This is a genomic window from Cellulosilyticum ruminicola JCM 14822 (assembly GCF_001311925.1).
Lineage (GTDB): Bacteria > Bacillota > Clostridia > Lachnospirales > Cellulosilyticaceae > Cellulosilyticum > Cellulosilyticum ruminicola.
This window is the reverse complement of the sequence record NZ_BBCG01000033.1, coordinates 25,537-37,611: the sequence shown is the minus strand read 5'-3', so window position 1 is coordinate 37,611 and position 12,075 is coordinate 25,537. Positions and strand designations below refer to the sequence as shown.

At 32.3% G+C, this 12,075-nt stretch carries 11 protein-coding genes; 6 read left to right on the top strand and 5 right to left on the bottom strand.

The window, feature by feature from the left end:
• Nucleotides 1-351: 351 nt before the first annotated feature.
• A complete protein-coding gene (locus JCM14822_RS21935) occupies nt 352-462 on the top strand; it encodes a LacI family DNA-binding transcriptional regulator (protein ID WP_083461420.1) in 111 nt (36 codons plus the stop codon).
• Here the strand turns inward: JCM14822_RS21935 and JCM14822_RS25040 are convergent.
• The 5 genes from JCM14822_RS25040 to JCM14822_RS11555 all read right to left on the bottom strand — a co-directional run bounded on the left by JCM14822_RS25040 (nt 412) and on the right by JCM14822_RS11555 (nt 4,051).
• The gene (locus JCM14822_RS25040) at nt 412-603 is read right to left on the bottom strand and encodes a transposase (protein WP_083461419.1); all 192 of its coding nucleotides are present in this window, start codon (nt 601-603) and stop codon (nt 412-414) included. The two genes, JCM14822_RS21935 and JCM14822_RS25040, sit on opposite strands and share 51 nt — an antisense overlap.
• A 108-nt stretch (nt 604-711) precedes the next feature.
• A complete protein-coding gene (locus JCM14822_RS20305; protein ID WP_174888019.1) occupies nt 712-1,017 on the bottom strand; it encodes a hypothetical protein in 306 nt (101 codons plus the stop codon).
• Between the two features lie 96 nt (nt 1,018-1,113).
• Entirely contained in the window at nt 1,114-2,454 is a 1,341-nt protein-coding gene (locus JCM14822_RS11570) for a VanW family protein (protein WP_054742525.1), read from the bottom strand.
• 60 nt (nt 2,455-2,514) lie between these two features.
• Nucleotides 2,515-3,222, bottom strand: coding sequence for a hypothetical protein (locus JCM14822_RS11565; protein WP_054742523.1), 708 nt, complete (start codon nt 3,220-3,222; stop codon nt 2,515-2,517).
• 397 nt (nt 3,223-3,619) lie between these two features.
• Nucleotides 3,620-4,051 carry a MarR family winged helix-turn-helix transcriptional regulator gene (locus JCM14822_RS11555; RefSeq protein ID WP_054742519.1) on the bottom strand — a complete coding sequence of 144 codons (432 nt, stop codon included), beginning with the start codon at nt 4,049-4,051 and terminating at the stop codon, nt 3,620-3,622.
• 461 nt (nt 4,052-4,512) lie between these two features.
• Here JCM14822_RS11555 and JCM14822_RS11550 point away from each other — a divergent pair, with 461 nt between their 5' ends.
• Genes JCM14822_RS11550 through pelG form a run of 5 tightly spaced genes read left to right on the top strand, consistent with a single transcriptional unit; the run spans nt 4,513 to nt 12,049 of the window.
• A complete protein-coding gene (locus JCM14822_RS11550; RefSeq protein WP_054742517.1) occupies nt 4,513-6,474 on the top strand; it encodes a DUF4118 domain-containing protein in 1,962 nt (653 codons plus the stop codon).
• Nucleotides 6,474-7,349, top strand: coding sequence for a hypothetical protein (locus JCM14822_RS11545; protein ID WP_054742515.1), 876 nt, complete (start codon nt 6,474-6,476; stop codon nt 7,347-7,349). Before JCM14822_RS11550 ends, JCM14822_RS11545 begins: the two co-directional genes overlap by 1 nt.
• Nucleotides 7,346-9,178, top strand: a complete 1,833-nt coding sequence (locus tag JCM14822_RS11540; protein ID WP_054742513.1) for a DUF2194 domain-containing protein — start codon at nt 7,346-7,348, stop codon at nt 9,176-9,178. Before JCM14822_RS11545 ends, JCM14822_RS11540 begins: the two co-directional genes overlap by 4 nt.
• Before the next feature lies 1 nt (nt 9,179).
• Nucleotides 9,180-10,604 (top strand): GT4 family glycosyltransferase PelF, encoded by a 1,425-nt coding sequence (gene pelF / locus JCM14822_RS11535; protein ID WP_054742511.1) that lies wholly within the window; start codon nt 9,180-9,182, stop codon nt 10,602-10,604.
• A gap of 8 nt (nt 10,605-10,612) precedes the next feature.
• Complete coding sequence (gene pelG, locus JCM14822_RS11530) at nt 10,613-12,049, top strand: exopolysaccharide Pel transporter PelG (RefSeq protein WP_054742509.1); 1,437 nt, start codon at nt 10,613-10,615, stop codon at nt 12,047-12,049.
• Nucleotides 12,050-12,075: the final 26 nt, after the last annotated feature.

Below are 12,075 nucleotides of genomic sequence, written 5' to 3'. Positions count from 1 at the left end.
CAACTAGTTAAACTTATAAGATATTACAAAAAAGGAGCTATTTGAAGTTAGTGAATAATTTCCAAAAGCTCCTTTAATGATATATGAGTATAATAAAACCCTAAGTTATTCAAAGTCTATATCTACAGTCAAAGTGGTTTTAGGGAGACTGTTTGAGTGAACACAAGTGAACGAGTTTCGACCGTTATTTTGAGGAGCTTTGCTTAGTGTATCACAAATTACGGAAGGAGTAGTCGCCACCCCACCAATACACCAACAGCCTATTTGTAAACATCTTAGAGTTTGCAAAAATAGAATGGATATGATAGTCTTAGTTATAGTTTAGAAATATAAAAATAATAAGGTGATGACATGAATATTACACAAATTACAAAGTTAGCTGGGGTTTCTAATGCAACTGTTTCTAGATTTTTAAATCAAGGTTATGTCAGTGAAGAGGCTAGAGCAAAATACAGAAAGTAATTGATGAGACAGGTTATGTGCCATTGTTAGAAGAATACTTTCAGCAAGCATATTTTTCTGACCTCTGCATAAATATCTACGAAATGACATATCTCCTTTAATATTTGCAAATGACTCTTCGGCCTGAATACTTCTATTCATACGAAGCTTGCAACTTTCATCTTGTAAGAATGTGTTCTAAGTATTCAGCCGGTTTTCTGAAAACTTTTGATATCACGTCGACTGATATCTGTCTTATATTTTCTAGTTTTAGAGATCTATAATTAGCAGGTTTAATCCCTCAACAAAAAGATAGTTTTCTTCACTTTCATATCCAGAATCAGCTACAATGTTTTGATATTTAAAGCTTAGCATTTGTCGTGGCGTTGCAGAATTTTTCCTAATACGGGAATAAGTCGAATATAACTCTGAAAGATCTATCTCCTCTACAAACTGACTGAGCAAATGCACTGAATCATTATTTGGGATTAGGCTATCAATATCTAAAGGTAATTTTAAATGATAAAATTCCTGAGTAAGTATATAATTCTTATGCAAGATATTATTTGTTGGCATAAATATATTTTATTTTATATAGTTAAAGGAGCTACACACTAATTTCTTAGTGCGATAGCCCCTTTTTGTTTTGGTAATAGATTATTAATTTTTATTTTATGCACCAACCTTATAGCGTGTAGGAACTGGTGCGTAAGTATCTTGATAAAGTACAGTGGTATCACTTAAAACCCCATTTTCATAGGTTTCACGCGAAATACGTACTTGATAGCCTGTACTACCTTTAGAAATAAGTTCTTTAGTGCCTTTAGGTAAGTTTGAATCAATTTGATATTCTGCAATACTAGGATAAGTTTTAATGACCTCACTATTAAATTTATAAGTTTTAGAGAGTAAGCTCTTATCCGAATAAAGATCTACATAAACTTTATTGTTTTTTACATAAGATACAATATACAATGGATAGTTATTTGTATTTTCAAATTTAAAGTCAATATTGCCCCAGTCAATGGTTGCATCAAGACCTAAAGGTACATAACTAGAAGGTCTTGAATGTGGGCGGCGTTCCGTTGGTAATAAACCGATACGTAGAATGGCGTTATAAAGTGTTGATGAAACTTGACAAACACCACCGCCTACACCTTTTGTTGGCATAGAATTGACAATAACAGTAGCATATGTATAACCTTTATCTAAAGTAGTATTTCCGATAATATCATTATAGCTAAAGGTTTTACCAGGCATAATTAAGGTGCCATTAATTGATTTTGCTGCTATAGCAATATTCACATCACTTCCAGTACCTGGTGTGAAGCTCGTTGAATAAGAAGCAACCAGTGTATCTAGATGGCTTAAATTATCACTTGTAATAGAAGCTGGAATTGACGTGGCAAAGTTTGAAGTATCTATTACAAGTTCAGTGCCAACAGTATCTTTAGTAGCAGCTAAAGAACGTTGAAAACAGGCCTGAGGTGAAAGCTGCTCATATACAGCATTTATAAGTGCATTGCTGTCAAGTTTAAGGCCAGTTATATCTGACTTACGAACAATTTCACCTTGGGCACTTATTTGAATTGCTGCATTTTGACTAGGATGTGAAGCCTTTCTCATAAATTTAGAAACAAATTCAGCAACTTTACTACTATCATAAGTGTAGCTTATGTCAAAAGTCTTACTTGTTTTATTTGTAAGTAAGTTATAGCGTTCTATGAATGAAAGTTCTTTGTTATAAGCAGCAACATAGTCCATGATTTCATCTATATTAGTATCTAGTATAAAATCTGATAATGGCGCTGCTAGTGTTGTCTCCCCTAATTGTAAAACGAGTTTTATCTTTTGTGTATCCCCAATATAATGTGCTTTTACACGGTCAGTAGCCGAGGTGAGTGATTTATTGCCAATGGCTATATCACCGACGGAAATATTTTTAAATACTTTACCAGTATATTTTGCAAACTCTATTGAAGTACCAATTGTAATCCCCAGCCCCAAGGACATAATGGCACATCCTAATTGAAAAATCAAAACTCTATAATTATCTTTTATATATTTCATGTGTTATTTTTTGAAAAATTCTAGGATATTAGTAATACGGTTAGATTCCGCACCCACTAAGTCATGTTCTTCTTGAATAAGAAGTTCTTTATATTTGATTTGCTGATGGTAATTGGCAATTACCGTAGAGAGTTCTTCAATTTTTTGTTTTAAGTTTGCAATGTCGTTTAAATTTGAAGTTGTAAAATCATTGATAAAGTGATTTAAGTGTGAATTACGACGTTCCCCATCGCTTAAAAGCTTATTAACATCAATAGCAGAAGCTTTTGCAATGTTATCAAGGGTTGTCTTTTTTACAAATTCAGGTAACTCTGCAGGTAAAGCATTAATAAGATTTTCTAGTAAAAATACAGTATCTGTAGGTGATGCATCTCCTAAATTATAATATAAATAAATATCTTCAATGCTTACTTTTTGCGCATATAAAGTAGACGAATCGTCTTCTTGAACTTCCTCAGCTATATCATGAGTATGAATATGAGTAGGAGTTTCTAATTGTATAGGTTCTTGCATAGTTGGGTCTTCTTTAGTAGATTCTGCTGAATCTGTTACAAGTTCTTCGTCCTCTTCTGGTAGAACCGGAAAAGGTGTAACATTTTCAGATGATGTCACAGATGTGTCTTCATCCGTATGATGTGCACTAGATGCAGGCTTGGAGTCATCTTTCTCTACTAGCTTATACCTTTCTAAGATTGACATCATTTTATTCATCTATAGTATCCTTTCTTAAATCAAATTTTACTTAAAAAATCGTATCTATAAGAAATCTCGCTTATATAAACATAATAACTTGGATGTTACTACACTATAAAACAGTACATATGATATATATACCAACTAATGTTCCGACAATGAAGATAATAAAAAAAGATAATACATAATAAGCAACACCAGTCAGCTTATAATTCATAAATTTAACCCATTTATTAATTAAGAAAATAAGTAAATTGACTAATACTAAAATAATTAATAATCCCATTATTATATAAGGAAGAATCATTTTATTAACCTCTATTGTGCTTCTTATCGTAATTTCTATATACAATCATTATATAATAATCACCATTTTATAGCAATATATTTACAAGACTGTCAGCTTTTTGCAAAATTATTTTTCTTTAACGAGTTTTTCAAGCACTTCTAAGAGGCAAGAAAGTGCTTGGATTTCACTTGGTGAAATAGCGGAAGAGATGATTTCTTCAAGATGTTCATAGCGTTTTGGATCACTGCTAATGAGATTGAGTCCTTTTGGTGTAAGTTTTAGAGTAAAGATACGTTTGTCTTCTTGTGATTGGATTTTTTCAATTAAAATATGTTGTTCTAAACGTTTTACTAAAGCAGAAATAGCGGGCTTTGTTAAATGAAGTTCATTGGCTACAGTACCGAGATTAGGTTCGTTGAGATGATGAATTGCAGTTAGGTAATAATAATCACTAATACTGAAACTTTTCATTTCTTCATTAGAAATGACTTCATAAATTTTGGCGTTTGATTGCTGCCATAAGTAATTTGCTAGAAATTCAAGTGATTTGCTTAGCATATTACTACCTCCATAAATATTTAAAATATTTAATTAATTATAATAAATAGTGTATAACAAATCAGGAAGTAGGTCAATATAAACAGAGAAGTTTGAATGAATTCATAGCTACTATTAATGATAATTGGTATATTAAATAAATAGTCCATTAAATCCTTTATCCATAAGGTACTGGGCAAGTGTATGAATAAAGAAGTATTACCAATGTGGATTAGCATAGGGGAAAGCAGCCATGTGAATGCAGTTAGAAAATAGCAGACAAACTGGATATTTTCATGTCTAAAATTATTGAAATAAAAGTTAGTAACTAAACAACAATGATATTTTTTAATTTATATATGTATATCTTTCTTTAAAAATTTATTATTATATAATAATATATAGATTGACGTTGGTCAATTGTTATTTGGGGATTATTAACATTTTAATGAATTCTAGATATATTACTTGCGAGGTGAGACATGAATGTATTAATTACAGGGGGGCGAAGCACTATTGTAAAATGTTTAGCTGAAAGGTTTTATAAAGAAGGCGAAAGTACTATTTTGGTAGAAATAGTAAATTCTCTTAAGCATACAAAAGAAAAGTATAAAGGAGCAGCATTTAAATGTTATCAAATTGAAGATAATAAGGAGAAGCTGGAATGGGTATTTAAGGTGAATCAATTTGATATAGTGATCTATGTAGAAGATCAGTGGGAAAAGGCAGAAGAAAAACGTTTTAATAGGCTTATGCAATACATTGAATTAGCCCATCAATATGGGGTGGGGCAATTGATATTTGTGCCAATGGTACATAAAGAGCTAAATAGTTCTTATGCAGTGTTTAGAAAAAAGCTTTTAGAAGGCCGGTTTATGGGAGAATTAAGTCTGACAACATTAGATGCATCGTATATATATGGGCCGAATTTAAAAGAGGAGGAGTTAGAAAAAGAAGTTGTAGCGTATATTAAAGCTGCATTAAATGGTCAAAATAAGTCATTAAAACAACAGAACTATTATTATATTGGTGATGTAATAGATGCAGTCTATAAATTAGCAAGTCAAAAACATGTGGGAGTGTTTGAACTTGGTAAAGATACCATACAGGGATGGCAGCCTAAGTATAGCTTAGAAGTAGGACTTGAAAAAACTGTAGCGTGGTATGTGAAAAATAAAGATTTTTGGGAAATAGATAAATTGGCAGAGAAGCAAGCATTTTTAAAGCGGCTTAAGTTTTTACTACCTTATGGGGAAAATACTATAATCTTTTTAATCACATTTTTTATAGCATATCAAACAAGAGATAATACCGTAAGGTATAATGTCTTTCCGATAGATTTAAATTTAATTTATATTTTTCTAATTAGTATGGTTCATGGTATGGGACAAGGTATTATTGCTATTTTATTAGCATGTTTTTCATATGTGTATGTTTATTTATGTGTAAGTCCAGAATTAGCGGGAATTATATACAATCAGACACATATTATTCAGCTTTTAGTTTATGTTCTTGTAGGCGTATTAACTGCTTACGTAGTAGACAATAAACATAGACAAATTGAAAATCTCAAAGCAGATTTAAAGATGGCAAATGAGAAACAAAATTTCGTTGAAGAAGTTTGTCAGCAAGTAGCAGATGTAAAAGAAGAATTACAGGAACAAATCTTAAATACAGAAAATAGTTTAGGTAAAATTTATGAACTTTCTAGAGAGCTTAATAGCTTATTACTAGAAGACGTTTATTATGGTGCCATTCATACATTAGAAAAACTGTTAAAAACGCAGTCTATTTCTATTTATAAGTGTAATCATACAAAGACGTTTTTACGTCTAATGACACATTCGAAAAATTTACTAAGTGAAGCAGCAGCTTCCTTAAGAATAGATGATTATGAAGCTATTAGAAACCTTATAGCAACAAAAGAAATCTTTATTAATTATAAACTAGATGAGAAGTTACCAATGCTGATGGCACCTATTGTATACCGTGAGGAAGTGATTGCTGTTGTTTTTGTAGATGGAGTACCTTTTGAAAACTTGACTTTGTATTATGAAAACTTCTTTAGAGTAGCAATAGGGCTGATTCAAAATGCTATTGCACAGGCTTTAGCTTATGAAGAAGCTATTAAGCATAAAAAATATATTGGTGACAGCGGCGTTGTACAAATAGCGTATTTCAATGAGATAATCAAGAATAAGCAGCGTGCCAAAGTGCAATTTAATATTCCGTATACGATTTTACAAGTTGAGGTAGGCGTCCATTTAAGTAGAGCGCATGAGATTAGACAATGCATTAGGGAAACAGACTACATTGGAAGTAATGAAATGGATGAAATCTATATTATGCTTTCAAATAGTGATATGACAAGCAGTCAGCTTATTGTAGAACGCCTTAATAAAAAAGGTATAGAGGCTGTAATTTGTAAAGGGGTGAGCGCTTAATGAAATATATATTTTTCACAATGCTCATGACACTTATTATAGTGGTGATTTTATGCTGTTATAAGCAAAAGAAGGCAGCTTTCATTGTGTGTATATGTGGCTGTATGCCAGGCATAGGAATCCTTTTAGTAGGTGGTTATTATATTATCCAGTGTTTGATGCAAAATGTAGAAAGTGGTATTGAGAGATTAGAAGAAGGACAACTTGGCATGTCTGGCCTAAGAAAAAGTATGGACCAACTAGACCATTTAGTGGCTGTATCGGAAGCCTTAGTTTTAAATGATACAAAGATTAAAAAAGAGGTATTAATAGGGGTATTAAGAGAGGATAAGACCAAGTATATTGAAACACTTAAAGGTGCCCTCAAGGATAAGGATATAGAAGCTAGCCATTATGCTGCTGTAGCTTTAATTGATATTAAAGATGATTTTCAAGAAGAAATGGATAAGTGTATAGAAGGATTAAAGCAAAATCCAAATGATGTGGCAATGCTTATAGCTTATGAAGCTGTTTTAGAAAAAAGTATTTTAAGTGGGTTATATGAAACAAAACGTTTAAAACAATTAGAGGAAATTTACAGTAATTTGCTTATAAAACTTATTGCAATGGAAATTAATACGTACAAGTATTATCATTCGAAGATTAAATGTGAAATGCGTCTTAAGCAGTTTAAAAGAGCCTATACAGATTGTATGGCTTTTAAAGAAGCTTATGAGGAAAGTGAAGAGCCCTATCTTTGCCTTATGGAATATTATTATTTAATTAAGGATTATAGTGGTCTTTGTAGTGTAATAGAAGAAATTAAAGCCTCTTCAATTACATTATCAAGGACAGGTATTCAAAATATGAGATTTTGGTTAGGAGGTATGACGTGAACCAAAATAAAACATTGTTTGGATTAATATTAGGTGTAACTTTAGTAGGATTTGCTTTATTAGCTTTTCAATCAGAGTATTTATCAAAAGTTATTAGAAGTACAAATAGCTATATAGTCTTAAATAATTATGAAGTTAAAAATAGTTTAAGTGAAGAAGAATTCAAGCAGCTTCCACAAGATCAATATATATTGCTGTATGACAAAAAAGATGAAAATAGTGTAGCCGCTAAGGATAATATTGTTAGAATATTGGATTATGTAAAAAAGGATTATCAAGTTATAGAAATAAGTGAATTTACAGGACTACAGGAAGGTATAACAGGCATTATTATTTGTTTTGAAAATTTGGATCAGTCAAGTTACATAGAGCGTGTATTTGATTATACACATAAAGGCGGAAGTCTTTTATTTGCTATGAGGCCTTTAGAGGGCGTTTGTTTAAAGCAACATTTAGATGCATTAGGCATTGAGAAATTAAAAGGTATGAAAGAAGAAAAAGGACTCAAACTTTTATCTAATGTTTTAATACAAGGAAAAGGGCTTGAGTTAGACGGTCAGTTCATGAGTAATTCTTCGTTAGATATTGAGCTTACTAAGGAAGCTGATATTCATGCCGTATCTTTTAGTGAGATGCCAATGCTTTGGGAGAATGATTTTGGACAGGGAAAGGTTATTGTAAGTAATGCTACCATGTTTCAGCAGGCAACAAGTAGGGGGTACATATTAGGCGCTATTGGGTTAATGACACAGGACTTTATTTACCCAATTATAAATGCCAAAGTGGTCTTTTTAGATGATTTTCCATCACCAGTACCACAAGGCGATATGGAGAAGTTAGGTGATAATCTAAAAATATCAGTGGAACAGTTTTATCGTAATATGTGGTGGCCATCTATTGTAAGAGTGGCTAAGAAATATAATATGATTTATTCAGCCAATATCATTGCCTGTTATGCAGATCATGTTAAAGGGCCATTTATAAGTGATAACACTACTTCAGAAGATAGCTTGTTTTATTTTGGGCAAGAGATTTTACAAAATGGTGGTGAACTGGCTATTCATGGTTTCAATCATCAATCTTTTACTTATGATACAAAAGATGTAAAAGATGAAGGGTATAACGTATGGCAAAGTGAAAAGGATGTACAAGAAGCATGGCGAGGGATATATGGTTTTGTAAATGGTCTCTTCCCTAAGTATGAGTTTAGAGATTATGTGCCGCCATCTAATATTTTATCACAAGAAGTAAGAGCCATTATGCCTCAAATAGCACCAGAAGTAAAGGTTATATCTGCTTTGTATGGTAAAAATGAAGGTGGCGGAACTTATAACCAGGAATATGAAGTGGCTGAAGATGGCATTATAGAGTTCCCACGTATTAGTTCAGGCTATATGGAAGAAAAAGATAGTAGGTGGGATATGTACAACGTGATTAGTATGCATGGTGTAGTGTCACATTTTATTCATCCTGATGATGTTTTAAATGAGACACGTAATACAGGTAAGTCATGGGAAGAGCTTATTGCAGCTTATGAATGTATGTGGAAAGAAATCTATGATAAGTTTGGTTGGTTACATGCAGTGAAAATATCAGATGCAGCAACGGAGCTTGAAAAAGTAGAGACTACCAAGGTAAATATTATAAAAGAGGATGCAGCACTTCAGGGTTATTGTAATAACTTTAAAAAAGATATGTATTTTATTTTAAGAACAAATCAAGAGGTTGTAGATACTATAAATTGTAGTATGAAACCTATTGATAAAAATGTTTACTGGGTATATACCACATCACCAGACTTTAGAATTACCTTTAGGGAGGTAAAATAAGATGAGGATTTGTATGATCTGTGAGGGAAGTTATCCATATGTAACAGGTGGTGTATCTTCTTGGGTGAATATGCTGATTAGAAATATGCCAGAACATGAATTTATCATTTATGCTATTGGTGCTAAGTCAGATCAAAGAGGAATATATAAATATGACTTACCGTCTAATGTAGTAGAGGTAAAAGAAGTATTTTTAGATGAGATGTATGAGCTAAAGGCTAAGTCTCAGATTAAAAATTTAAAAATGGATGAAGCAGCCAAGAAAGCTTTTCGCAGTTTAATGGAAGAGGATCAGGTGAATTGGCCATGTCTTATTCAATTTATGCGTAGTGTAAAGATTAAAAGCATTATGGATATCTTTATGAGTAAGCAGTTTTTTGATTTGCTTACAGAAGTTTGTAAGGAAAATTTCAAGAATATACCATTTAATGAATTCTTTTGGACAATGCGCTCTATGTTATTACCAATGATTGCCCTTATTCGTCAGGAAATACCTGAAGCTGATGTATATCATAGTGTTAGTGCAGGATATGGTGGCTTAATAGGGGCACTTGGAAAAGAAATATATCATAAGCCTTATATTTTAACAGAACATGGCATTTATGCTAGAGAACGTGAGGAAGAAATTATTAAAGCAAAATGGGTAATAGGTCATTTTAAAGATGCATGGATTAAATTCTTTTATAAATTATCACGCTTATCATATCTTTATGCGGATGAAGTAATTACTTTGTTTGGCCTTAATCGTAAGATTGAAATAGAATTAGGGTGCATGGAAGAGAAGATTAAAATTATTCCAAATGGTGTAGAGATTGGTCGTTTTGAAAATATGAGACGTACATGGGTGGATGACGGCAGTTATAATATAGGCGCCGTTGTCCGTATTGTACCGATTAAGGATATTAAGACGATGATTAGTGCTTTTGGACTTGTGAAAGCAGAAATGCCAAATGCTAAATTATACATTATGGGGCCTATGGATGAAGAACCTAAATATTATGAAGAGTGTAAAGCGTTAGTAGCAGATTTTAATATTCAAGATGTTATCTTTACAGGGTCTGTTAATGTAGTAGAGTACCTAGGAAATATGGATGTTAATATTTTAACAAGTATTAGTGAAGGACAGCCTTTAGCAGTATTGGAAGCTATGGCAGCTAAAAAGCCATGTGTCACAACACAGGTAGGAAGCTGTAGTGAACTTTTATATGGGATGAAAGAAGACACATTAGGTGATGCGGGCATTGTTGTACCTATTATGGATGAAGTGAAACTTGCAGAAGCAATCATTCACTTAGGCAGAGATAAAAAACTTCGTGAAACAATGGGGGATGTAGCTTTTAAAAGAATACAGACATATTATACCAAAGAAGCATTTATTGAAAGTTATAAAGCACTTTATAAAAGATGCTTAACCTATAAGGTTTAGGAGGAAGTATGGCAGGAATTGGATTTGAACTTAAGAAGTTATTTGAGAAAGAAGGGATTTTACAAAATGTGAAAGCCTATTCTTTCTCAGCAATTATTACCATTGGGCCAGCCCTTATTGCTATGGGTACCATTTTTACCTTGCAATGGCTCTTAAAAATCAAGGCAAATAGTTTAGCTATACGTCAAATTGTGACTAGTGCAATCTTTTATGCTTTTGTGTTTTCACAGATTATTACCTCTGGTTTTACAATGGTGATTACCCGTTATATAGCGGACCAGATTTATTTGAGAGAATATGAGAAAATCATGCCCTCGTTATATGGACTATTAATGCTTTGTGTACCCATTACAGCCTTGGTGACAGGTGTGTTTTATTTAAAATCACCTTTAGATTTTTGGTTTAAAGCATTAGCTTATACGTTTACCATAGAAATGACAATTATTTGGATTTTAACAGTTTATCTGTCTGCCCTTAAAAACTATCGCAAGATTATTGGTGCATATATTATAGGTTTTATAGGGACGATTGTAACGTTTTTAGGATGTATGGTGCTTGATATGAAAGCCTTTCATATAGGAGCTATGCTTAGTATGAATGTAGGATTTTTAATGCTTATTTTATGCTTGTATAAAGAAATCTTAGTATTTATAGGCCATCAAAAAGAAGGTGAACGTCTCTTTGCTTTTTTTAGTTACTTGGAGCAATATCCAGGTTTGTTTATATGTAGTATAGCGTATACATTAGGTTTATATTGTCATAATTTTATTTACTGGCAAAGTAGTCATGGCATTGTTATTGCTAATACATATCGCGTAGCACCTACCTATGATACACCAGCTTTCTTTGCTTTCTTGGCAATGATGCCAACGATGGTATATTTCGTTGTACGTACAGAGACTAGCTTTTATGAGCATTATAATCATTATTATAGCTTGATTCGTCAAGGTGGTACCTATCAAGAGATTAAAACGGCTAGGGACACTATGATTTCAACTTTATGGAAAGAGCTTAGAAACATTGGAGAAATGCAGCTTGTGGGACTCATTAGCTTTGCTTTAATAGGGTATATGATTTTATTTGGATTTGGTGCTTCTCAAATACTGCTGCATACTTATTTAATCTTATTAATGGGGACATTTAGCTGTAGTATCATGTATGTTATAAGTTTACTGTGTTTATATTATGACAATCGAAAGGATGCAGCACTTATTACGGTGAGTTTTTTTGTTGGTGTAAGTATTTTTACAAGTTTAAGTGTGCACGCTAAGTACCTTTATCATGGTTTTGGCTTTTTCATAGGCGCAACAGTTGCCCTTTATATTGCTTATTTTAGAATGGGTAGATATATGAAAAATCTAGATTATCATACTTTTTGTGCACGACCTATTATTCAGCAGGAGCGAAGAGGGATACTCACTTGGTTAAGTGAAAAATTAGTTTAACTTAGTAAAAGACATTGTAAGACAAG

What these genes read in the sequence shown, in the direction of transcription:
- pelF (WP_054742511.1), top strand. Translation starts at nt 9,180, where the DNA reads ATGAGGATTTGTATGATCTGTGAGGGAAGTTATCCATATGTAACAGGT.
- pelG (WP_054742509.1), top strand. Translation starts at nt 10,613, where the DNA reads ATGGCAGGAATTGGATTTGAACTTAAGAAGTTATTTGAGAAAGAAGGG.
- JCM14822_RS25040 (WP_083461419.1), bottom strand. Translation starts at nt 603, where the DNA reads ATGAATAGAAGTATTCAGGCCGAAGAGTCATTTGCAAATATTAAAGGA.
- JCM14822_RS20305 (WP_174888019.1), bottom strand. Translation starts at nt 1,017, where the DNA reads ATGCCAACAAATAATATCTTGCATAAGAATTATATACTTACTCAGGAA.
- JCM14822_RS11550 (WP_054742517.1), top strand. Translation starts at nt 4,513, where the DNA reads ATGAATGTATTAATTACAGGGGGGCGAAGCACTATTGTAAAATGTTTA.
- JCM14822_RS11570 (WP_054742525.1), bottom strand. Translation starts at nt 2,454, where the DNA reads ATGTCCTTGGGGCTGGGGATTACAATTGGTACTTCAATAGAGTTTGCA.
- JCM14822_RS11555 (WP_054742519.1), bottom strand. Translation starts at nt 4,051, where the DNA reads ATGCTAAGCAAATCACTTGAATTTCTAGCAAATTACTTATGGCAGCAA.
- JCM14822_RS11565 (WP_054742523.1), bottom strand. Translation starts at nt 3,222, where the DNA reads ATGAATAAAATGATGTCAATCTTAGAAAGGTATAAGCTAGTAGAGAAA.
- JCM14822_RS11545 (WP_054742515.1), top strand. Translation starts at nt 6,474, where the DNA reads ATGAAATATATATTTTTCACAATGCTCATGACACTTATTATAGTGGTG.
- JCM14822_RS21935 (WP_083461420.1), top strand. Translation starts at nt 352, where the DNA reads ATGAATATTACACAAATTACAAAGTTAGCTGGGGTTTCTAATGCAACT.